Consider the following 22,931-nt stretch of genomic DNA (forward strand, 5'->3'; position numbering starts at 1 on the left):
AGGAGCAGTTCCGCGCGTCCACCGGAACAGTCAGGCATCTGCCCTGCTCACAGCGCCACGCGGCGTGTCGTCCTCGTCGCGCCCCGCGCTCGGCCGACCGGCCGCAGCGCTCTCACCCGCCCAAGCCCAGGACGCGGTCAAGAATGTCCATCCGGGGCCGATACTCTCTGCGGTCATGAGCACGCTGACCGCGGCGCGCGACGCACGACGCCTGGCACAGGAGCACCCCGCCTGGGTGCTCCTGCGGTCGCGCCACGCACCGGTGGCGGTCACGCTGCTGGCACGCTGCCTCGACGAGGGCGCACGACGCCTGCCCGAGCCCGAGCTCGTCGCGTTCCTGGAGGACGAGCTCGACCTGCTCCGGCACCAGGATGCCGACCTCCCGAGCGCCGCCGAGCTGGTCCACGAGTGGCTGACCGACGGGATCCTGGTCCGGCGCACGGTCACGCGGGGCACCCGCGGCAGCGCCGCAGAGGTGCTCGAACCGTCGGAGGGCGCCCTGGTCGCCCTGCGGTTCGCCGCCGAGCTCCACGCCCCTCCCCCGCGCGCCACCCCGGCCCGGCTCGCCCTGGTCGCCGACGGCCTGCGGCGCGTGGCCACGGCCACCGAGCCCGACCGGGACACCCGGCTCGCCGCCCTCCAGGCGGAGCGCGACCGCGTCGACGCCGAGATCGCCCGCGTGCGCCACGGCGACGCCCCCGTGCTCGCACGCGAGGACGCGGCCGAGCAGGTCCGCGAGCTGCTGTCGGTCGCTGCCGCGGTCCCCGCCGGGCTCGCCCGCGCCGTCGCCGAGCTGGAACGCGCCGACGACGGCCTCCGGCGTCGTCTCACCGAGGCCCAGGGGTCCGCCCCGGACACCGTCCGCCGTGACGCCGTGCTCGACGACCTCTTCCGCGGCGTGGACCACCTCGCGGAGTCGGCACCCGGCAGGACGGTCGCCGCGGTCAGGAGGGCCCTGCGCGAGCACGCCGCCGACCTCGACCCCACGCCTCTGCTCGACCCCTCCCGGATCGGCCTCACCCCTGCCGAGTCGGCCGCGCTGCGCCGCCTCGTCCCCGAGCTCGAGGCCGCCACCGACGACGCGGTGGCCACGCTGGCCGCCCTCCGGCGAGGGCTGGTCCGCCGCCTCCGGGCGCAGGCCCCCACCGCAGAGCAGGCGCTGCACGGTCTGCTCCGGGAGGCCGTGCACGCCTCGCTCGGCACGGCGGAGGCGATCCCGCTGGGGAGCCCCACGCGGCTCACGCTCGCCGTGGGCGCCGCCGACCCCGCCACTCCCGCCGGGCTCACGCTCCACCACCCGGAGGATGCCGAGCCGGCGCCGCCCGTCGTGAGCCACTCCGGCCGCACGACCCGCGTGGACGCCACCGTGCTGCGTCAGCTGGCGCGCGCGTCCGAGATCGACGTGACCGAGCTGCGCGCCCAGGTCAACGACACGGTGGCCCGGTCCGGCGCCGCCTCCGTCGGGCAGGTGCTCGCCCAGCACCCGGCCAGCCAGGGGCTCGCCAGCGTGGTGGGCCTGCTCGTCCTCGCCGAACGGCACGGCCGCCGCGCCCCCGGCGACGAGGACGTCTCCTGGACCACGCAGGCCGGACCCCGCCGCGCCACCGTGCCCCGCCACCTCTTCGAGGAGCTCGTCCCATGACCGAACTGAGCGCATCCCGCCCGGGCAGCCCGCCCACCGGCCGCCTCACCGCGGTCCGTACGGGCACCTTTCCCTCGGTGCCCGACGGCGAGGGCGGCGCCCGCTCGCCCTCCCCGAGCGGCCCGCCGCCGGCCGGGGGCGCCCGGGTGCCCACGACGGCCGGCGGGACGAGCGCAGGGGCCGCACGACCGCCGTCGGGCAGCGACGAGGTGACGGCCCTCTGGGCCGGGGACACCGGGACGCTCCGTGCCGCGACCCGCAGCGCGCTCGCGCTGCTCGTGCGCGGCCCGTACCTCTCCGCCGACCGCGACCCCGCCGCCTGGCGCGCACTGCTGGCCGACGAGGAGCAGGTCCGGTCGCGGCTGGCCGACCTGTACCTCGACCTGGTGCTCGACGTGGACACCCAGGTCGCCTTCGTGCGGGCGGCGAACGGCGCCACCACGTCGGCGGTGCGCGAGCAGCCGCTGACGTTCCTGGACACGGCCGTGCTGCTCCATCTGCGCGGGTGCCTGCTGGACACGGCGGGCGAGCGCACGGTCGTGTCGCGCGCCGGGGTGGGCGACGCGCTCGCCGGCCTGCGGCGACGGGCGGGCGTGGACGCCACGGAGTTCGTACAGCTCCTCGACGCGTCCTGGGCGCGCCTCGTCGACCGCAGCCTCCTCGAACCCACCGGGGCCGACCGCTACGAGGTCTCGCCCGTGCTGCGGGTCCTGTTCGGCGCCGACGAGGTGGCGGCCGTCCAGGCCGAGTACGCACGACTCGCCAAGGAGGGCGCATGACCGCCACGACACACCCCGGGCAGTGGCGACTCGCGCGGATCGAGGTCGTCAACTGGGGCACGTTCTCCGGTCACCACCGGGTCGACGTCGCCCGCGAGGGCTTCCTCGTCACGGGCCACTCGGGATCGGGCAAGTCGTCGCTCGTGGACGCAGTGGCGGCGGTGCTGACTCCCCCGGCCCGCCTGCGCTTCAACGCGGCGGCGGCCGGCGCCGCCGCGGCCGGCGCCGAGCCTCGTGCCGCCGACCGCGACGTGCTCGGGTACGTGCGTGGTGCGTGGCGGCACCGCACCGACGAGGCGACCGGCGAGGTCGTGGCCGACCACCTCCGCCCCGGGACCACGTGGAGCGGGGTCCTGCTGCGCTACGAGCAGGGCGTGCCCGCGGGTGAGGGCGGCTCGGGCGTGGTCACGCTCGTGACCCTGTTCCACGTCGGCCGGACGGCGACGGCGGTCGAGCAGCTGCACGTGCTGCTCGCCGACGACCTCGGGCTCCTCGACCTCGAGCCGTTCGCCCGGTCGGGGCTGGACGCCGCGGGCATCGCGTCGCGCTGGCCGTCCGCCGGCGTGACCGACCGGCACCGGTCGTTCACGGCTGCCTTCACCGAGGCCCTCGGCATCGAGGGCGAGAACGCCCTCGTGCTGCTCCACCGGACGCAGTCGGCCAAGAACCTCGGCAGCCTCGACGACCTCTTCCGCGGCGTGCTGGACGAGCCGCGCACCTTCGACCTCGCCGAGGCCGCCGTGGAGCAGTTCGGCGACCTGGCGCAGGCCCACGCCCAGCTGCTCGAGGCCCGGCGCCAGGAGCAGCACCTCGCCCGGCTGGTCCCCCTCGCCCGGGCCTACGACGAGGGCGCCGCCGCCGCGGTGCAGGCTGCCGGCCTGCGCGGGTCGCTCGAGACCTTCAAGGAGACGTGGAAGCTCGAGCTCGCCCGCACGGCGCTGGCCGACGCACGGCAGGCCGAGGACCTCGCCGCCCACTCCCGCGACGCGGCCGACACCGAGGTGCTCCAGGCGAGCAACGCGCACCAGCAGGCTCTGCTCGTGCTGCAGACCCGCGGCGGCCAGGCGCTCGCCACCCAGGGTGACCGGCTCGCCCGGGCCGGCGAGGTGGCGGCGCTCGTCCGCAACCGGCGCGCCGAGCTCGCCGAGGACCTCGCGGACGCGGGCCTCGACTTCCCGGCGTCGTTCGAGGACTTCGCCGCCCTGCGCGCCACCGCACGCCGGGTGCTGTCCGGTGGCGACTCGACGCTCGAGGACGCCCGGCGTGAGGTGCGGCGGGCGCACGAGGCGCGCGCCGTCGTCGGGCAGCGCAAGGACGCCCTCACGGCTGAGCTGGACGCGCTGCGCGACGGCGGGACCGCCATGGGCGCCGCGCTGCTGGCCGCGCGGGCACAGGTGTGCGAGGCCACCGGGCTCAGCACCGCCGCGCTCCCGTTCGCGGGCGAGCTGATGCGCGTCCGCTCGTTCGACGCCGAGTGGCAGGGAGCCCTGGAGCGGGTGCTGCGGCCCCTCGCGACCACGCTGCTGGTCCCCGCCGCGCACCGCGACGTGGTTGCCGCGGCGCTCGACGCGGCCGACCTCGGGACCCGGCTCGAGGTGGAGGTGGTGGGCGTGCGCGTCGACGCGCCGCGACCTGCCGCCGCCGACTCGCTGATCCACAAGATCGAGGTCAAGGACGGGCCGATGGCCGGGTGGCTGCACCGGCGGCTGTCCGACCAGTACGACTACCGGTGCGTCGCCTCGCTGACGGGGTTCGACCTGGACGGCCCGGCCGTCACGCTCGAGGGCCTCGTCGCCGGCGGGGACCGGCTCGTCAAGGACGACACGACCACCGTGGGCGACCCGGCGACCTGGGTGCTCGGCTGGGACGGCGACGACAAGCTCGACCACCTCCTCACCGTCGCCGCCGAGGTCGAGGCCCAGGCCGAGGCTGCGGAGGAGGCCCTCGCAGCCGCCGAACGGGCCGAGCGCACCGAGCAGCGCCGCCGCACCGCCCTGCGGCAGGTGGAGCGGCGCGACTGGGCCGACGTCGACATCGACACGGCGGAGCGGTTCCTCGTCGAAGCCCAGCACGAGCTCGACGCGCTCCTCAACGGCACGCAGGACCTCGTCTCCGCCTCCAAGGACGTCGGTGACGCGGAGCGGTGGCTCGACGAGGCGCGCCAGGCTGCCTCCGGCGCGGCCGACCTGCTCGCCGAGGCCCGCGCACACCGGCGGGCCGTGGAGCGCGTCGTCACCGAGCTCGGCGGCACGACGCTCCCGCCGCTCCCCCTCGCCCACCGTGCCGAGCTGGAGCGCCGCTACCACGACCTGGCCCCCGACGTCACGCACGAGACCATCGACGACGTCTCCCTGCGCGTCGCGCGAGGGATCGACGCGGAGCGCGAGGCCGGGCTGCGGAGCGCGGGGGCGGCCGAGCGCGAGATCGTCGCGCTCCTCGGCGAGTTCCGTCGCCGGTGGCCGGCCGTGGCCCGCGACCTCACCGACCAGGTGAACGACCGCAGCCGCTACCTCGCGGTGCTCGAGGCCCTCCGCACCCAGCGCCTGCCGTCCCTGGAGACCACGTTCCTGGGGCTCCTCGCGAACGAGTCCCAGCGCGACCTCGAACGCCTCGCGGCCGAGGTGCGCCGGGCGGGCGCCGAGATCCGCGAGCGCATCACGCCCGTCAACGCCTCCCTGCTGCGGTCGCCGTTCGACGCCGGGCGCTACCTCCAGATCCGCGTCAAGGAGCGGCGGCCCGCCGTGGTCGACCGGTTCCTCACCGAGCTCGACGCCCTGTCGGTGCCCTGGGCGCTCGACGACATGGACGCCGCCGAGCGCTCCTTCGCCGTGCTGGAGCGGCTGATGCGCCGGCTGGGCTCCGCCGAGCCCGCCGACCGCGCCTGGCGGACGCTGTGCCTCGACACGCGACGGCACGTCCGGTTCACCGGCGTGGAGGTCGACGGCCAGGGCATGGTCCTCGACGTGCACGACTCCTCCGCCGGCCTGTCCGGCGGCCAGCGGCAGAAGCTCGTCGTGTTCTGCCTGGCCGCGGCGCTGCGCTACCAGCTCGCGCCAGGTGAGGACGACGTGCCGGCGTTCGGGTCCGTGATCCTCGACGAGGCGTTCGACAAGGCCGACACGGAGTTCACGCGCACCGCCATGGACGTGTTCCGCGCGTTCGGTTTCCACATGATCCTCGCGACGCCGCTCAAGCTGCTGCAGACGCTGGAGGACTACGTGGGCGGGGTCGGGCTCGCGACGTGCCGGGACTTCCGCGACTCGCGGATCGACGTGGTGGAGCTGGCGCCGGTGGAGGCCGCGGCCGCGGTGCCGGGCACCGGCCCGGCCACGGACGCGTCGTCGGGCGACGACGAGGCGGTGCTGCCGCCGTGGGACGCGGCGGACGCCGACGTCACACGGGACGCCGCGAGGTAGTGCCGTCGTCGGACGACGACGTCACTGTCTCGGCGGGTTGGCCGCCGCGCCGTCGGCGTAGCCGCGGGCGTAGGCCTCGGCCGAGCCCTCGCGGAAGAGGTCGTCGACGCTGGGGCGCACCAGGGCGCGCGCGCCGGGTCCGTCGTCGGCCGTGACGTGGTGCGCCAGGCCGCGCACGACGGCCACGGCACGCCCGGTGGCCTTGCCGCGCACCAGCTCGCTCGCGGACGCGATCTCGTCGACCACGCTGGTCACCGTGACCGAGAGATGCCGGCCGTAGCTGTCCGTCCCGCCGCGGAGGTCGTGGGCGACGCGCACGCCCGCGGCGCCGATGGCGATATCGACGAGGGCTTCGCGCCAGGCCCGTCCGGCGGTGTCGGTGACGACCACGCCCAGCCGGCGCAGCCCGAACCGCTCGTGCAGCGCGGCGCGGATCGCCCGGGCCGTCGCGTCCGGATCCTCGGGCAGGAGCAGCACCGTGCCCTCGGGGGTGTTCGACGCGTCGACGCCGGCCGCCGCCATCACGAGCCCCAGCCGGTTCTCCACGATGCGCAGCGGCGGCAGCCCGGGCCGCTCGCGCGTCGCGACGACACGGACCGTCTCGGCGGTGATGGCGTCCTCGCGGTCGTCGGCGGCGACGACGCGTCCCTCCGCCTTGGACACGATCTTGGACGTGACCACCACGACGTCGCCGTCCTCGAGGCCCTCCTTCGCGAGGAGGTCGCCGATGAGGATTCCCAGGTCGTCGCCGGGCTGGATCTCGGGCAGGCCCTCAGGGGCCCAGACGGTGAGTCGCACGCACGTAGTCTCCCCCGGCGGGCCCCGGTGAGAGGCACCGGCCGGACCCGCATGTCCCGGGGACCGTCGGCCTTGACAAGGTCTCGCGCGCGAGGGACGGCTCAGCGGGACAGCTTCGGGAGGACCTCGCGCCCGAACGTCTCGATCCACTCCCGCTGGTTGCGGCCCACGTTGTGCAGGAACACCTTGTCGAACCCGAGGTCGAGGTAGCCCTGGACCGCCGCCCGGTGCTCGTCCGGGTCGGCGCTGACCAGGAGCCGGCCCTCGAAGTCCTCGGCCCGCACGTGCCGCGCGAGCTGCGCCAGGTCGTGCGGTGACCGGATGTCCGAGCGGTTGAACCGCATGCCGCCGTTCGGCCACTCCGTCAGGGCGTTCGCGAGCGCCTGCTCGTGCGTCGGCGCCCACGACAGGTGGAGCTGGAGCACGCGGGTGAGCGCGGAGGGGTCACGGCCGGCCTCGCGGGCACCGTCGGCCAGCCGCGCGAAGAGGAGCTCGACGCGGTCGGGCGGGGCGCCCATCGTGATCAGGCCGTCGGCCTGGCGGCCCGCTCGCCGGGCGGTGACCGGGCCGGCGGTGGCGACGAGGATCTCGGGCGGCGCGTCCGGCATGGTCCACAGCCGCGTGGACTCAAGCCGGTAGAACTGCCCGGCGTGCTTGACGTCGCGCCCGGCCAGGGATCCGGTGAAGAGCTTGCGGACGATCTCGACCGCCTCGAACATGCGGTTGATCCGCTCGGGCGCCTCAGGCCAGTAGCCGCCGACGACATGCTCGTCGAGCGCGTCACCGCTGCTCACGCCAAGCCAGTGCCGCCCCGGGTTCATCGCGGCCAGCGTGGCCGACGCCTGCGCCACCAGGGCGGGGTGCCACCGGAACGTGGGTGCGGTGACCACGCCCAGGTCTCCCCCGGTGCGCTCGCCCAGGGCACCGAGCACGTTCCAGACGAAGCCTGCGTGGCCCTGCTGAGGGACCGAGGGCTGGAAGCGGTCCGCGGCCATCACGCCGCGGAACCCGTTCGCCTCGGCGAACGCCGCCAGCTCCACCGCCTCCCGGGGATGGAACTGCTCGAGCATCGCGGCGTAGCCGATGGTCACCACAGTGCGACCTTAAGCCGCGAAGCGTCCTCGCCGTGCATCCGTGTGGGTGGCGGCTGGGAAGGTGTGAGGCATGCCGCACAGCTTCTCCGCGTCACGCGCGCGCCGGCCCGGCGCGCCGCGGTCCGGCGCGCCCTGGCCCGGCTCGCGAGCCGGCGGGTCCCGGGCCGGCTGGTCCCGGGCCGGCTGGCGGCCGCTCGTCGTCCGCACCGTGGCCGTGGTGCTCCCGGCGGCGCTGCTGAGCGCCGGGGCGTCGTCGTTCCTCGCGGTGCTGACGGGGCAGCTCGCCGCGGCGCCGACGCGTGCGGCGCTGACCGCGTTCGCCGTGGTGACGGCCGTGGCGATCGGCGCCGACGCCGTGACCACCCTGCTCGTCCAGCGGGCGGCGGCGCGGGCCGAGACTGCGTTGCGGTCCGAGCTGGTGACCGCCGTGCTCTCGCAGCCGCTCGCGGCTCTCGAGGACCAGGGGGTGGGCGAGCTCCTGGACCGGGTGGACGACGACCCGGCGACGCTCACGTCGAGCATCGCGTGGCTGGGGGTCGACGCCGGGCGGGCCGTCCTCGTCGCGGTCGTGTCCTGGGTGGTCGCGGGGATCACGTGGTGGCCGGCGTGGGTCGCGTTCCCGCTGGTCGCCGCCTCGGTGATCCTGCTCGCGCGGCGCGCTTCCAGGCCGTTGAAGGCGATCCAGCGCGACTCCGAGGCGGCCCAGTCCGACCACGTGTCGCAGCTCGAGGAGGCGGTGGCGGCGCGTGACGACCTGCGGACCTCGCTCGGGCAGCCGTTCGCGCTGCGCCGGTACGCCGAGCGGGCGGGCCGGTGGCTGGCCCTGCGCGACCGCTGGGCCGAGGTGTTCGGGGGCGTGCGGCTGCGGATCGAGCTGCCCCTCGACGCCCTCGTGGGTGCCGTGGTCGTGGGTGGCACGTGGGCCGTCGTGGGCGGGCGGCTCGACGTCGCCCAGCTGGTCACCGTGTGGGTGCTGGTCACCGGCTTCACCGGCCGCGTCGACTCGCTCGCCGGGATGATGCCCGCGATCGAGCAGGCGCTCGGCACGCTGCAGCGGGTCAGGTCGCTGCGCGAGGCCGAGCAGGAGCCGGCGGGCGGGCGGCCGTTCCCGGCGCCCGCGGGGGCCGGTGTCGACGTGGAGCTCCGGGAGGCCTCCTTCGCGTACGACGGCGGGTTCTCGCTCGGGCCGGTGTCCCTGCGCCTCCCCGCGGGGGCCACCTGTGCGCTGGTGGGTCGCACCGGCTCGGGAAAGACGACGCTGGCGAGGCTGCTGTCCCGTGCCGTGGAGCCGCCCCGGGGAACCGTGCTGCTCGGCGGCGTGGACGTGCACGACCTCGACCTGCAGGACCTGCGGCGCCACGTGGGGGTCGTCGGGCAGCGGACCGAGCTGCTTGCCGGGACCCTCCTCGAGAACGTCACCCTGTACGCGCCGGTGCCGCGAGCGCGGGTCGAGGAAGCGCTCGATGCGCTCGGCCTGCGCACCTGGGCCGCGCAGCTGCCCGAGGGCCTGGACACTCGCCTGGGCCCGGGCGGCGTCACGCTCTCCGCGGGCGAGGAACAGCTCGTCGCCTGCGCGCGCGTGCTCGTCCGCGACGTGTCCGTCGTGATCCTCGACGAGGCGACCGCGCGCATGGACCCCGCCACGGGCGAGCGGGTGGCACGGGCGACGCGGACCCTGCTCGCGGGCCGCACCTCCATCGTGGTCGCGCACCGGCTGTCGACGGTGCGGCACGCGGACCTGGTCGTCGTGCTCGACGACGGACGGGTCGTCGAGCACGGCCCGTGGGACACGCTCGCAGCGGGCGACGGGCACTTCGCCCGCCTGCTCGCGGCAGCGGGCCTCGACGACGGCTTCCCGGAGGGCGGCCCTCCGGCCGGGCCGCCGCCGTCGGGCGGCAGGGCACGACGCGGGCCCCACGCTGACCGGGCTGCGGGGCCTCGCCCGTCCCTCACCCGGGCGATCCGCGAGGTGCTGCGGGCACGCTGGCCGTGGGTGCTCGGGATGCTGATGCTCTGGGGGCCCGTCACCTACCTGGCGACCGGCGGCCTGGTCACGGGCTGGCTGTGGGCGTCGTTGGTCACCGGGCTCGACGACGGCGGGGCCCCGTGGCTGCTCGCCGCCGGCATCGTCGCGGCCATCCTGACCAACTCGCTGCTGCCCGCCGCGATGCGCCGGCTCAACGTGCGGTGGTGGGCCGAGTCCCGGGCGCGCCTGCGTCTCGACCTGTTGCGAGGCCAGACCGCCCAGGTCCGGAACCCGCGCGACGCGCCTGGGGAGATCACCGCGCGGGCCCAGGAGGACGGGCGGCTCCTGTCCCACGCCTGGGACTGGGCGGAGCTGGTCCTGCTGCCGCTGTCCGTCGGGGTCCTCGCGGCCACGACCGACAGCGCGGCCGCGACGGCGCTCGGGGCGGCGGCGGTGGCCGTCACCTTTGTCACGGCGGTGGTAGGACGGCGCGCCGTCGCACGCTCCGCGCGGGAGGCCGGCGACGCGCGGGCCGAGCTGGGCCGGCTGCTGGGCTCGGCGTTCGACGCGGTCCGCACGATCAAGCTCGCCGCAGCGGTCCCGGCGGTCCTCCGCCGCGTCGCGGAGGTCGACGCCCGGCGCGTCCGCGCGGCGCTCCGCGAGGACCTGACCACGTTCGCGATCTCGCTCTCGCCCCGCGTCGTCACCCAGGTTCTTACGGTGGTCGCGTGGGCGCTGCACGTGGCGGGCTCGTGGTCGCTGTTCACCACGCTCGTCGTGACGACGGCGATCGGCCGGTTCGGCTGGATCGGCAACGACCTGGGCTGGATGGCGACGCAGGCGCCCGTCGCGCGGCGGTGGCTCGACGTCGCGTCGCGCGTCGCCGGGACGGACCGGCTCGGGCGGCGTCCGGACGACGTCGACCTCTACGCGGGCACAGCAGCCGCACCGGAACCGCCCGTGCGGCGTGCCTCCCGGCTGGAACGGCTCTCCCTGCGCGGGGCGTCCGCGGTGCACGACGACGGCACCGTCGGCGTGGCGGGCGTGGACCTGACGATCCACCGCGGAGAGCTGGTGCTGGTCACGGGAGCTGTCGGGTCGGGAAAGTCGTCGCTGCTGGCTGGGCTGGCGGGTCTCGTCGACCTGCACGGGTCCGTGCGGTGGAACGGCGACGACGTGCGTGACGCCGACCGCGAGGTGTTCCTGCGACCGCCGCACGTGGCCTACGTCGCCCAGGTGCCGCGGGTGGTCTCGGGCACGTTCGAGGAGAACGTCCGCCTGGACCATGCCGAGCGACCCGTCGCCGGGCCGGTCCGCGACGCGGCGCTCGGGCCGGACGTCGAGGCGGCGGGCGGGCTCGGCACCCTCGTCGGGCACCGTGGGGTGCGGCTCTCCGGCGGCCAGGTCCAGCGCCTGGCCCTCGCGCGCGCTCTGGCGACCGGGGCCGACCTGCTCGTGGTCGACGACGTCTCCTCGGCTCTCGACGCCGCCACGGAGGCCCAGGTCTGGGCGGGGCTGCGTGCCTCGGGGGCGACGGTGCTGGGTTCGACGTCCCGCGCCGCGACCCTCGCCGCCGCCGACCGGGTCGTCGTCGTGGAGGCGGGACGGGTCGCCGCCGTGGGTCCGTGGGCGGCGCTCCAGGGCGACTGGTCGCACCTCGCGGGGTGACCTTCCGCCGCCAGGCTTGCCCCGCCTATCGTTTTTCGATAGATTCCTCTCGTGACTCGATCGAAGGAGCCCCGATGGGAAAACTGACAGTCCTCGCGTTACGGATCGTCCTCGCGGCGCTCTTCCTGGGCGCCGTATTCATCCAGGTCGTCATGGTGCCGCTGATCGGCACCGACATGAACGACCTCAATCCCGACTACGCGTACCTGAAGGCACCGGTCCTGACGATCATCGTGCTGGGGATGGTCGCCGTGGAGGTGGTGCTGGCCTGCGTGTGGCGGCTGACGACCATGGTGAAGTGGGGCACGGTCTTCTCCCCCGCGGCCTTCCGGTACGTGGACGTGATCATCGGCGCCGTCGTCGCGGCGGCCGCCCTGGTCTTCGCGTTCGCCGTGGTGCTCGCACCCGGCGAGGCCGCCGCGCCGGGCATCGTGCTCCTGATCTGCATCGCGTCCCTCGCGGTGCTCGGGGTCGCGCTCGTGGTGCTGGTGCTGCGCGCCCTGCTCAAGCAGGCCGTCGACCGGGACGCGGAGGCGTCCCAGCTCAAGGCCGAGCTCGACGAGGTCATCTGATGCCCATCGTGGTGGACGTCGACGTCATGCTCGCCCGGCGCAAGCTGTCGGTGGGTGAGCTCGCGGACCGCGTCGGGATCACTCCGGCCAACCTGGCGGTCCTGAAGAACGGCCGTGCCAAGGCGGTCCGCTTCACCACCCTCGCCGCCCTGTGCGAGGTGCTCGACTGCCAGCCGGGAGACCTGCTCCGCTGGGAGCCGGACGGCGAGGCCGGGTAGGGCGAGTCGTGCGTTCGGCAGTTCGGTGCGTGTTCGGCAGTTCGAACTGCCGAGCACGCACCGAACTACCGATCACGCCGGGGGCCGATGTCGGCCCCCGGCTCAGACCGGGAAGCTGCTCCGGAACACCCCCCGTGGGTCGCGCTCGGCCTTGATCGCCCGCAGCCTCGCGAGCTCCTCCGGCCCGAAAGCAGCGGCGGCCGACTCGCCCGGCGCGAGGAACGTGAACGGCTTGCGGCCGCTCACCCGGTCGCCGAGCGCCGTGACGATCTCCTGCTGCCGGGACCGGACGGCAGCACCGGCCTCCGGCGTGAACGGAACGCCGAAGAGGTACAGCGCGTACGGCTCGGCCAGCGCACCGTGGGGGCTGTCCGACGGCCGGGCCAGCGCGCCACCGAGGCGGCGCACCTGCACAGCGAGGAGGGGAGCATGCTGGCCGGCGAGCAGGACCCGCTCCACGACGTCGTCGAGGTCCGTCAGCAGCTCCGTACGCGAACGCCCGGCAGCGGGCTCCGTGGGCTCGGCGGTGATGGACCCGAGCTCGTCCGCGCCCAGGGTGCGGCGCGTGTCGGAGAGCCGCCCGGCCACGGCGTCGAGCGGGGCCAGGAGGTCTCGGGCCTCGCCCTCCTCACCCAGGTGCACGCTGTCGACAGCCACCACCGGGTCCGCGCCCGGGAAGCTCAGCAGCTCGAACCACACGGTCAGCGCGTCCGGCGCCGAGGTCGCCACCTGCCGGAAGGCGGCCAGGACGTCGGCTGCCCGCTCGACAGGCCACAGCATGCGCCCGCCGAACACCTCCGGCGCCGGGTGGAGGCGCAGCTCCAGGCTCGTGACAGCGGCAAAGTCGCCTCCGCCTCCGCGGAGCGCCCAGAACAGGTCCGGGTCGGAGTCGGCCGTGACGCGGCGGGGCTCGCCGTCGGCCCCCACCACGTCGAGCGCGACGACGGCGTCCGCGGCCCAGCCGTGCGCCCGCCCGAACCAGCTCAGGCCGCCGCCCAGCGTGTAGCCCGCCACCGTGACGACCGGCGAGCTGCCGGGCAGCCCGGTCAGGCCGTGGCGGGCCGCAGCGGCCTGGACGTCGCCCCAGCGCGCACCTGCGCCGACACGCGCGACGCGTTCGCGGGGCCGCACCTCGACGTCGTCGAGGCGGTGGGTCCGGACCAGGACCGTGCCGTCGGTGCCACCGGACGCGCCGTGACCGCTCGCCTGGAGGGACAGGGTGAGGCCGGAGGCGCGGGCGTGCCGGACGAGGGCGGCGACGTCGTCGGCGTTCTCGGGCTCTGCGACCGCCACGACCGGCTGGTCGACGGCGAGGTTCCAGGGTCGCCGCCGCTCGTCGAAGACGTCGTCGCCAGGCAGGTGGATCGCGCCGGCGAGCCGCGGACGCAGGGTGTCGAGGGTGGTCATGCGCTTCTCCTCAGGCAGCCGGCCGGAGCCGGGTCGTGATGCCGGACATGTTCCAGGTGGTGATGACGCCGACCGCGACGACCAGGTCGGCCCGGCGCTCCTCGCCGAGCAGACGGCCGGCCTCGTCCCAGAGGTCGTCGTCGACCGGCCCGATCCCGCCTGCGAGCGCCTCGGTGAACGCGAGGGCGACGCGCTGCGCCTCGTCGAAGAACGGGCTCTCCTGCCAGGCGGCGACCCCGTGGAGGGTCCGGCTCGGCAGGCCGCCCTGCTCGAGGTGGGTGGCGTGCAGGTCGACGCAGTAGGCGCAGCCGTTGATCTGGGAGGCCCGGAGCTTGACGAGCCCGTAGAGCTCGTCGCCGAGCGACTCGGCCATGCGCTGGTCCAGGGCGAGGAGGGCGCGGTACGTCTGCGGGGAGGCCTTGCGGGTGGAGGTGCGGGTCACTGTCACTCCTTCGATAGTGGATATCCGGTGTCCAGTTTTGGTTCGACGGCGCTGCGGCCAGGACTTCGCCTGGTGCGCAGCCTCGTGCAGGTCAGGCCCGGGAGAAGTGCCGCCGCGCGTCGTGCGGCACGCTCGGCGGGGTCGAGTCCGCGAGGTCGGCGATGGTGACGGACGCGAGATGGCGCCGCCAGGCCAGCTCGGCCTGGCGCATGGCGTACGCGATCCCGCACGGCGCGCGGAAGTCGGCGGCGGGGCGGTCCGCATTCATGCCCTGCTGCCGGATCTCTGTGCAGACGAACGCCTCCGCCCGCCCCTCGACGGCGCTGACGACGTCCATCAGCGAGATCTCGTGGGCGGGGCGCGCCAGCCGGACCCCGCCCCGCACCCCGGCGACCGACTCGGTGATCCCGGCGCGGGTGAGCGCCTGGACCTGCTTGACGAGGTAGGGGGCGGGCAGGTCGTAGGCCTCCGCGAGGCGGGCGGCGGGCACGGGGGTGGCGTCGTCGGCCTGGAGCCAGTGCAGCAGGATGCACACGTGCGCCGCCCACTCGACGCCCTCGCTCATCTTCATGGCACCCTCCTCCCCGAACCTGGACACAAACTATCCGGGTTCCTCCGCCCGGTCAACGGATGCTCCGGCAGACCGTTCCAGGCTGTGGAAAAGGTGCCGGAGAGGTTGCGCGGATCTGGGACACTTGGACCCATGAGCACTCCCACCTCCCCGGGGCCCGCGGACGCCCCGACGACCACCTCCGCCACGAACCCTCCCGCGCCCTCTGTAGCGGGTGCCGACGTCGTGCGTGCGGTGGTCCGGGAGGTACCCGAGAAGGTGAGCCTGGACGGCCTCGAGGAGCGCTACGACGAGCGCTGGACGCAGGACAGGACCTTCGCGTTCGACCGGTCCAAGAGCCGCGAGCAGGTGTTCTCGATCGACACCCCGCCGCCCACGGTGTCGGGCTCGCTCCACGTGGGCCACGTCTTCAGCTACACGCACACCGACGTGGTGGCGCGCTACAAGCGCATGCGCGGCCTCGAGGTGTTCTACCCGATGGGCTGGGACGACAACGGGCTGCCCACCGAGCGCCGGGTCCAGAACTACTTCGGCGTGCGCTGCGACCCCTCGCTCCCCTACGTGGAGGGTTTCGAACCGCCGCACCAGGGCACGGACGGCAAGAACGTCAAGCCGGGCGACCAGGTGCCGGTGAGCCGGCGCAACTTCATCGAGCTGTGCGAGCGCCTCACGGCGGACGACGAGCGGCTCTTCGAGGAGCTGTGGCGCCGTCTCGGCCTGTCGGTCGACTGGGCACAGACGTACCAGACCATCGACGCCACCTCCCGCGCCACCGCCCAGCGCGCCTTCCTGCGCAACCTCTCGCGCGGCGAGGCGTACCAGGCCGAGGCGCCCGGCCTGTGGGACGTGACGTTCCAGACGGCGGTGGCGCAGGCGGAGCTCGAGGCGCGCGACTATCCGGGCTTCTTCCACAAGGTGGCCTTCCACCGTCCTGACGGCGAGAAGGTCTACATCGAGACCACCCGCCCGGAGCTGATCCCGGCGGCGGCGGCCCTCATCGCGCACCCGGACGACGAGCGATACCAGCACCTCTTCGGCACCACCGTGACGTCGCCCCTGTTCGGCGTGGAGATCCCGGTGCTCGCCCACTCGGCGGCAGAGCCCGACAAGGGCGCCGGCATCGCGATGTGCTGCACCTTCGGCGACCTCACCGACGTGCAGTGGTGGCGCGAGCTGCAGCTGCCCACGCGCTCGGTGGTGCAGCGCGACGGCCGCATCACCACCGAGACACCGGAGTGGCTTGCCGACTCCTCCGGCCGTGCCCTGTTCGAGGAGTCGGTGGCCGGGAAGACCACGTTCTCCGCGCGTACCGCGATCGTGGACGCCCTGCGGGAGTCGGGCGACCTGGACGGCGAGCCCGTGGCCACGCAGCGCAAGGCGAACTTCTACGAGAAGGGCGACAAGCCCCTCGAGATCGTGACCTCGCGCCAGTGGTACATCCGGAACGGCGGCCGCGACAGCGGCCTCCGCGAGGAGCTCCTGGCCCGCGGCAAGGAGCTCGACTTCCACCCCGACTTCATGCGCGTGCGTTACGAGAACTGGGTGGGTGGCCTCAACGGCGACTGGCTGATCAGCCGCCAGCGCTTCTTCGGCGTCGCGATCCCGCTCTGGTACCCGGTGCTGCCATCGGGCGAGGTGGACCACGACAACCCGATCGTGCCGTCGGAGGCTGAGCTCCCGGTCGACCCCACGTCGCAGGCTCCCGCCGGCTACACCGACGACCAGCGGGGCGTGCCCGGCGGCTTCGTCGGCGACGCAGACGTGATGGACACGTGGGCCACGTCGTCGCTCACGCCGCAGATCGTCGGCGGCTGGGAGCGCGACGAGGACCTGTTCGCACGCGTCTTCCCGATGGACCTGCGCCCCCAGGGCCAGGACATCATCCGCACGTGGCTCTTCGCCACCGTGGTGCGCGCGCACCTCGAGAACGGCGTGCTGCCCTGGAAGAACGCCGCCATCAGCGGCTGGATCCTGGACCCCGACCGCAAGAAGATGTCCAAGTCCAAGGGCAACGTGGTGACGCCCATGGACCTGCTCGTGGAGCACGGTTCCGACGCGGTGCGCTACTGGGCCGCAGCGGCGCGCCTCGGCACGGACGCCGCCTTCGAGGTGGGCCAGATGAAGATCGGCCGCCGCCTCGCGATCAAGGTGCTCAACGCGTCCAAGTTCGCGCTCTCCTTCGGCGGCGGGGCGGGCTCGGTCATCGAGCTCGACGGCGCCAAGGTGACGCAGCCGCTCGACCGCGCCATGCTCGCCGGTCTCGCGGCGGTCGTGGAGCAGGCCACGCAGGCGCTGGAGACGTACGACCACACCCGCGCCCTCGAGGTCACGGAGACGTTCTTCTGGACGTTCTGCGACGACTATCTCGAGCTCGTCAAGGACCGCGCCTACGGCGCCGGGGCAGAGGCGAGCGAGGTCTCCCCCGAGACGGAGTCGGCCCGCACCGCCCTGGCGATCGCGCTCGACGTGATGCTGCGCCTCCTGGCGCCGTTCATCCCCTTCGCCACGGAAGAGGTCTGGTCCTGGTGGCGCGAGGGGTCGGTCCACCGCGCCCCCTGGCCGGACCCGCTGCCCCTCCGCGCCGTCGCCGGCGACGCGTACGCAGGTGACCTCGCGGCCGCCGGCCACGCACTCGCGGCGCTGCGCAAGGTGAAGTCGGAGGCCAAGGTCTCGATGCGCACGCCGATCCTGGGCGCCGCGCTGGCCGTGCCGGCCTCGGCGCTCGCCGGGGTGACCGCGGCGATCGACGACGTCAAGGCTGCCGGTCGCGTCACCGGTGAGCTCGCACTCACCGAGGCGGCCGAGGGCCAGGGCGACGCCGCCGTCCAGGGCGGCATCGTGGTCACGAGCAGCGAGCTCGGCGAGCCGGAAGCCCGCAAGAAGGGCTGACAGCGACGAGCACGACGACGCCCGGGCGCCTTCCCCACGGAAGGTGACCCGGGCGTCGTCGTGCATCCGGCCCGGCTGCCGAGACAGTCACGTCGTCGGACGAACGCACTGTCTCGGCGTGAGGGCTCTCAGCGGCGCTGGTCGTCGCCCGACATCGACAGCAGCGCCTCGGTCGGCGTGGAGTCGTCGTGCCAGCGCAACGTGGCCCCGACCCCGTCGATCAGGTCCACCGAGCCCTCGGGCGCGAAGGTCAGCCCCGCATCCTCGCCGATCGCGGCCCGGACGAGCGCGATCGCGGCCGGCAGCTCCTCGAGCCCCTCGGTGACCCCGAGGTCCTCGAGCTCTCCACGCGTGCCCGCGATGTGCAGGGGGTCCGGCCCGATCCACAGGGTGCGTCCGTCGAGCCGCCCGTTCCCGGTGGTGTCGGCGCCGAGCTCGCCGCTGCCGAGCTCCTCGGCGAGCACCAGCTCCTTGACCTGGCCGCGGGCGAGGACCGCGACCACGTCGTCCACCGAGGTGACCGCGCCCGTCTCACGGCCGAGGCCCTGCCGCAGCTCGGCGAGCACCTGCTCCCGCCGCCGTTCCCGGTAGCTGTCGAGGGCGTCCTCCACGTGCTCGTCGAAGGACGCGGCGCGCACGCCGCCGTTGCGGCCTCCGCCCGCGACCTCGACCACGCGGTCGGCCACGGGCCGGGCCAGCTCCGCCCGGACGAGCGGTACGGCGCGCACGTCACCGGTGAGGATCACCAGCTCGGGCTTGCTCTCGGCGACCTGACGGCCGATCTCGGCCGCCATCGCCTCCGCGTTGCGTTCCCAGGAGTCCTCGGCACGCGCCTCGATGTTCGAACGGCTGGAGCCGGTGGAGCTGGTCTTGTTGATCTCGTCGTGCGGCGCCTCGTACGACCAGCGCTCCTTGCCCGCCACGCCGGACCGCAGGAAGTCTGCGCCCTGCCGGTCGACGGCGACGCACAGCAGCTCGACGGACTCGTCGGCGGCGAGAGCCGCCTGGAGGAGGGCCGGTACCGGCCCCCAGCTGCCCGACGCGACGGCCGGCGGGCTCTTCACCGGCCGGTCCACGAGAACGCCGGTGTCGTCGGCGATGACGACCCTGCCGTGGAGGCCCCGCGGCCACAGCGGCCGCAGCACCACCTCCTCGATGGCGTCGAGGACGCCCTCGGGTGCGCCCTGCTGGGCGAGGGACTTGCGCACCGCTCGCCACCTGTTGGCAACGTCGCGGTCCCCCGCCTCGGCCGCCGGCGTGGCGTCCAGGAAGAGGGTCGCGAACGGGCCGGGATGGCCGAGGAGCGGGTGCAGCCAGTCGATCTTCATACGCACCTCCGGTCTGCTTCCACCGGGACCACCGGCCCCGGGGTGTCCCTCCAGGGTCGGTCGGATCGGGGTACGCCGCCACCCCTGGGCGTGAGGGTTCGTGGGAGATCCATTGCCCGACGACCGTGACTCGCCTCACACAGGTAAAGCCGCCATCGCGACGCGCACCCAGGCACTCATTCTCTTCATGCATAGGTGTCCAGCTGTGGGAGGTTTCCGTCCGCGTGCTCGCGCGCGATCCGCTCGTGGTGGCGGATGACCTCGCTCACGATGAACTGGCGGAACTGGACGGCGAACTCCGGGTCGAGGCCCGCGTCCGCCGCGATGCGCGTCAGGCGGTCGATCTGCTGCTGGTCACGGGCCGGGTCGGCCGGCGGGAGACCCCCGACCGCCTTGAGCTCGCCGACCTCGCGCGTGAGCTTGAAACGCTCGGCGAGGAGGTGCATCAGCGCGGCGTCGATGTTGTCGATGCTGGCACGCAGACGGTGGATCGCGGGCGGCACGGTGCCGGGGTTGGTCATGTCACGAGGCTATCCCGGCCGACCCTGGGCGGCCGCCGGATTCCAGGAGGACACCATCGTCCGGGGTACAGTCCTCACTGGCGCGCAGGGGACCGGCTCATCGCCGCAGGGCGCCGTACAACGGACGTACGACACCACGGGAGACCATCCACATGACCTTCGCCTCCTCGCCGGCCCTCGTGGAGGTGCCTGAGAGCACCAGCATCAACACGATCCTGCGGGAACGTGTCGCCAGGTCTGGTGAGCAGGTCCTCATCGAGCGCCGGGACAGCCCGACCGGCCCGTGGGTCCCCGTCACGGCCCGTGCCTTCGAGGAAGAGGTGTTCGGCCTCGCCCGTGGGCTCGTCGCCCGCGGCGTGAACCCGGGCGACCGCATCGCGATCATGTCCCGCACCCGCTACGAGTGGACGCTGCTCGACTTCGCGATCTGGGCTGTCGGCGGCATCCCCGTGCCGGTGTACGAGACGTCGTCGGCCGAGCAGGTGCACTGGATCCTGGGCGACGCGGGCGTCCGCCTGGCGTTCGTCGAGACCGCCCAGCACGCCGAGGTGGTGAACCAGGCGTGGCGGCACGGCCTGCCCATGCTCGAGGACGTCATGCTCATCGACGACGGCGCGCTGACGAACCTGCGAGACCGCGGCACCCACCTGTCGCCCATGGCCGTCTCCGAACGGCGCGACGCCGTCCGCCGTGACGACATCGCCACCATCATCTACACGTCCGGTTCCACGGGCCGCCCCAAGGGCGCCGTCCTGTCGCACGGCAACTTCGCGCACCTGACGATGAACGCCGCCTCCGGGATCCCCGAGCTGCTGGGCACGCCGGGCGCGCGCACGCTGCTCTTCCTACCGCTCGCGCACGTGTTCGCGCGCTTCGTCGAGGTTGCCGTCATCGGCGGCAGCGCAGTGCTGGGCCACTCCCCCGACGTCAAGAACCTGGTGCCCGACCTGGGGTCGTTCCGGCCGACGTTCCTGCTGGCCGTCCCCCGCGTCTTCGAGAAGGTCTACAACAGCGCCGAGCAGAAGGCCGGCTCCGGCGTGAAGAACCGCATCTTCACGTGGGCCGCCCGCGTGGCGGGCGACTACTCCCGGGCGCTCGACTCCGCCTCGGGCCCCGGCTGGTGGCTCCGCACCCAGCACGGCGTCGCCGACCGCCTGGTGTTCTCGAACCTGCGGACCGCCCTGGGCGGCGACCTCAGGTGGGCGGTGTCAGGTGGCGCCCCGCTCGGCGAGCGCCTGGGCCACTTCTTCCGCGGCGTCGGCGTGACGATCCTCGAAGGCTACGGGCTCACCGAGACGACGGCGCCCACCGCGGTGAACCTGCCCGGCCGGGTCGCCATGGGCACCGTGGGCCCGGCGTTCTTCGGCACGGCCGTCCGGCTCGCCGACGACGGGGAGATCCTGCTCGCAGGCCCGCACATCTTCCACGGGTACCTCAACCAGCCGGAGCTCACGGCCGAGGTGCTCGACGGCGGCTGGTTCCGGACCGGTGACCTCGGCAGCCTGGACGAGCGGGGCAACCTGCGGATCACGGGCCGCAAGAAGGAGATCATCGTCACGGCAGGCGGCAAGAACGTGGCGCCCGCCCAGCTCGAGGACCGGCTCCGGGCGCACCCGATCGTCAGCCAGGTCGTCGTGGTCGGCGACCAGCGCCCGTTCATCGGCGCGCTCGTGACGCTCGACGCCGAGATGCTGCCCGGCTGGTGCGCCACCAACGGGCTGCCGCCGCTCTCCGTCGCAGAGGCCCGCATGCACCCCACCGTCCTCGCGGCGCTCGACCAGGCCGTGAACCACGCCAACCAGGCCGTCTCCAAGGCGGAGTCGATCCGCAAGATCGCCGTGCTGGAGGGTGACTTCACGGAGGCGAACGGCTACCTCACGCCGTCGATCAAGGTGAAGCGCGCCAAGGTGATCGCCGACTTCGCCCCGACCATCGACGCCCTGTACGCCGGCGGACCGGCAGCTTCGACGACCAGCCCGTTCTCCGCCGTCGGCTCGCAGTAGACCGAGGCGCGACCACGAAGGAGGCCCCGGGCGATGGTGCCCGGGGCCTCCTTCGATCAGCTGGTGCTTCGCGGTTCCGCCCGGCGCCTCAGGCGCTCTTCTCGCGCGGCTGCCGGCCCCGGACGGGGCTGGTGCGCGGCACGAGGGTAGGATTGACGTTCTCCAGCACGACCTCGCGGTTGATGACCACCCGCTCGACGTCGTCGCGGCTCGGCACGTCGAACATGACCTGTTGCAGCACCTCTTCCATGATGGCGCGCAGACCGCGCGCGCCGGTGCCGCGGAGCAGGGCCTGCTCGGCGATCGCTTCGACGGCGCCCTCGTCGAACTCCAGGTCGACGCCGTCGATCTGGAACATGCGCTGGTACTGCTTCACCAGCGCGTTGCGGGGTTCCGTCAGGATCTGCACGAGCGCACCACGGTCCAGCGGCGCGACCGACGCGATGACGGGGAGACGGCCGATGAACTCGGGGATGAGGCCGTACTTCTGCAGGTCCTCGGGCCGGACCTCGGCGAAGAGGTTCTCCGTGCCCCCCGTCTCCATCGGGGCGCTGAACCCCACCCCGCGCTTGCGCGAGCGGGCTGCCACGATGTCGTCCAGCCCGGCAAAAGCCCCCGCCACGATGAACAGCACGTTCGTGGTGTCGATCTGGATGAACTCCTGGTGCGGGTGCTTGCGCCCGCCCTGGGGAGGCACCGAGGCCGTGGTGCCCTCGATGATCTTGAGGAGCGCCTGCTGGACGCCCTCACCCGAGACGTCACGGGTGATCGACGGGTTCTCCGCCTTGCGAGCCACCTTGTCGACCTCGTCGATGTAGATGATGCCCGTCTCGGCCTTCTTGACGTCGTAGTCCGCCGCCTGGATGAGCTTGAGGAGGATGTTCTCCACGTCCTCACCCACGTAGCCCGCCTCGGTCAGCGCGGTGGCGTCGGCAATGGCGAACGGCACGTTGAGCATCTTCGCCAGGGTCTGCGCCAGGTACGTCTTGCCCGTCCCCGTGGGGCCGATGAGCAGGATGTTCGACTTGGCGATCTCGACGTGGTCCCCGTCGTCGGACCCCGGGCTCGAGGGCCGGGCGAGCTCACCCGCCTGGATCCGCTTGTAATGGTTGTAGACGGCCACGGACAGGGCCTTCTTCGCCGAGTCCTGGCCGATGATGTACTGCTCGAGGAAGTCGAAGATCTCGCGCGGCTTGGGGAGGTCGGTGAGGCCGAGCTCCGCAGCTTCGCTGAGCTCCTCCTCGATGATCTCGTTGCACAGCTCGATGCACTCGTCACAGATGTACACGCCTGGGCCGGCGATGAGCTTCTTGACCTGCTTCTGCGACTTACCGCAGAAGTTGCACTTCAGCAGGTCCGCGCCGTCACCGATTCGCGCCACTACCCGTCTCCTCGCCTCAGTGCCCGACCGGATGCGCTCGCGCCGCCGGTGGACGTTCCCACCATCCATTCCACACCACGACGGGCCCGTTGTCAGTAGGACGCCCCGGTGGGTCGCTCACGTCTGTTTTCCCCCACATCACAGCACTTTGTCGCGATCTCCGCACCCTGGATGCAGGACGCCGGAGCACACCACCTCGTCGGGGGCGGGCTCCGGCGTTCTGCGACCGGGAGAGG

At 73.7% G+C, this 22,931-nt stretch carries 16 protein-coding genes; 8 read left to right on the forward strand and 8 right to left on the reverse strand.

Going from position 1 to position 22,931, the window contains the following annotated elements:
• Positions 1-175 precede the first annotated feature (175 nt).
• Genes AC060K_RS04640 through AC060K_RS04650 form a run of 3 tightly spaced genes read left to right on the forward strand, consistent with a single transcriptional unit; the run spans position 176 to position 5,837 of the window.
• The gene (locus AC060K_RS04640; RefSeq protein ID WP_483764284.1) at positions 176-1,642 is read left to right on the forward strand and encodes a DUF3375 family protein; all 1,467 of its coding nucleotides are present in this window, start codon (positions 176-178) and stop codon (positions 1,640-1,642) included.
• Positions 1,639-2,421, forward strand: coding sequence for a DUF4194 domain-containing protein (locus AC060K_RS04645; protein WP_483764285.1), 783 nt, complete (start codon positions 1,639-1,641; stop codon positions 2,419-2,421). The genes AC060K_RS04640 and AC060K_RS04645 overlap by 4 nt, the downstream gene beginning before the upstream one ends.
• Positions 2,418-5,837, forward strand: coding sequence for an ATP-binding protein (locus AC060K_RS04650; RefSeq protein WP_483764286.1), 3,420 nt, complete (start codon positions 2,418-2,420; stop codon positions 5,835-5,837). Before AC060K_RS04645 ends, AC060K_RS04650 begins: the two co-directional genes overlap by 4 nt.
• 21 nt (positions 5,838-5,858) lie before the next feature.
• Here the strand turns inward: AC060K_RS04650 and cofE are convergent, their stop codons facing one another.
• Positions 5,859-6,635 (reverse strand): coenzyme F420-0:L-glutamate ligase, encoded by a 777-nt coding sequence (gene cofE / locus AC060K_RS04655; protein ID WP_483764287.1) that lies wholly within the window; start codon positions 6,633-6,635, stop codon positions 5,859-5,861.
• Positions 6,636-6,736: 101 nt separating this feature from the next.
• Entirely contained in the window at positions 6,737-7,729 is a 993-nt protein-coding gene (locus tag AC060K_RS04660; protein WP_483764288.1) for a TIGR03557 family F420-dependent LLM class oxidoreductase, read from the reverse strand.
• A gap of 70 nt (positions 7,730-7,799) precedes the next feature.
• Between AC060K_RS04660 and AC060K_RS04665 the strand changes: the two genes are divergently transcribed.
• The 3 genes from AC060K_RS04665 to AC060K_RS04675 all read left to right on the forward strand — a co-directional run bounded on the left by AC060K_RS04665 (position 7,800) and on the right by AC060K_RS04675 (position 12,153).
• Positions 7,800-11,363 carry an ATP-binding cassette domain-containing protein gene (locus AC060K_RS04665; protein WP_483764289.1) on the forward strand — a complete coding sequence of 1,188 codons (3,564 nt, stop codon included), beginning with the start codon at positions 7,800-7,802 and terminating at the stop codon, positions 11,361-11,363.
• A gap of 74 nt (positions 11,364-11,437) precedes the next feature.
• Positions 11,438-11,935 carry a DUF2975 domain-containing protein gene (locus AC060K_RS04670; RefSeq protein ID WP_483764290.1) on the forward strand — a complete coding sequence of 166 codons (498 nt, stop codon included), beginning with the start codon at positions 11,438-11,440 and terminating at the stop codon, positions 11,933-11,935.
• Positions 11,935-12,153, forward strand: a complete 219-nt coding sequence (locus tag AC060K_RS04675) for a helix-turn-helix domain-containing protein (protein ID WP_483764291.1) — start codon at positions 11,935-11,937, stop codon at positions 12,151-12,153. Before AC060K_RS04670 ends, AC060K_RS04675 begins: the two co-directional genes overlap by 1 nt.
• Positions 12,154-12,255: 102 nt before the next feature.
• Here AC060K_RS04675 and AC060K_RS04680 read toward each other — a convergent pair whose 3' ends face one another.
• From AC060K_RS04680 to AC060K_RS04690, 3 genes are all read right to left on the reverse strand, one after another.
• Entirely contained in the window at positions 12,256-13,560 is a 1,305-nt protein-coding gene (locus tag AC060K_RS04680) for an FAD-binding oxidoreductase (RefSeq protein WP_483764292.1), read from the reverse strand.
• Positions 13,561-13,570: 10 nt separating this feature from the next.
• Positions 13,571-14,002 (reverse strand): carboxymuconolactone decarboxylase family protein, encoded by a 432-nt coding sequence (locus AC060K_RS04685; protein ID WP_483764293.1) that lies wholly within the window; start codon positions 14,000-14,002, stop codon positions 13,571-13,573.
• Positions 14,003-14,093: 91 nt separating this feature from the next.
• A complete protein-coding gene (locus AC060K_RS04690; RefSeq protein WP_483764294.1) occupies positions 14,094-14,573 on the reverse strand; it encodes an RrF2 family transcriptional regulator in 480 nt (159 codons plus the stop codon).
• Positions 14,574-14,705: 132 nt separating this feature from the next.
• Between AC060K_RS04690 and valS the strand changes: the two genes are divergently transcribed.
• On the forward strand, positions 14,706-17,462 hold the full coding sequence (valS, locus tag AC060K_RS04695) for a valine--tRNA ligase (RefSeq protein ID WP_483764295.1): 2,757 nt from the start codon (positions 14,706-14,708) through the stop codon (positions 17,460-17,462).
• 128 nt (positions 17,463-17,590) lie between these two features.
• Here valS and AC060K_RS04700 read toward each other — a convergent pair whose 3' ends face one another.
• Together AC060K_RS04700 and AC060K_RS04705 are read right to left on the reverse strand one after the other, a co-directional pair.
• Entirely contained in the window at positions 17,591-18,790 is a 1,200-nt protein-coding gene (locus AC060K_RS04700) for a baeRF2 domain-containing protein (RefSeq protein ID WP_483764296.1), read from the reverse strand.
• Between the two features lie 185 nt (positions 18,791-18,975).
• Positions 18,976-19,311, reverse strand: coding sequence for a chorismate mutase (locus AC060K_RS04705; protein WP_483764297.1), 336 nt, complete (start codon positions 19,309-19,311; stop codon positions 18,976-18,978).
• Between the two features lie 152 nt (positions 19,312-19,463).
• On the opposite strand from AC060K_RS04705, the gene AC060K_RS04710 reads away from it, so the two are divergent.
• Positions 19,464-21,314, forward strand: a complete 1,851-nt coding sequence (locus AC060K_RS04710) for an AMP-dependent synthetase/ligase (RefSeq protein ID WP_483764298.1) — start codon at positions 19,464-19,466, stop codon at positions 21,312-21,314.
• Between the two features lie 88 nt (positions 21,315-21,402).
• On the opposite strand, the gene clpX is transcribed toward AC060K_RS04710, so the two are convergent.
• Positions 21,403-22,695 carry an ATP-dependent Clp protease ATP-binding subunit ClpX gene (gene clpX / locus AC060K_RS04715; RefSeq protein WP_483764299.1) on the reverse strand — a complete coding sequence of 431 codons (1,293 nt, stop codon included), beginning with the start codon at positions 22,693-22,695 and terminating at the stop codon, positions 21,403-21,405.
• Positions 22,696-22,931 lie beyond the last annotated feature (236 nt).

The organism is Antribacter sp. NEAU-D49 (assembly GCF_057158775.1).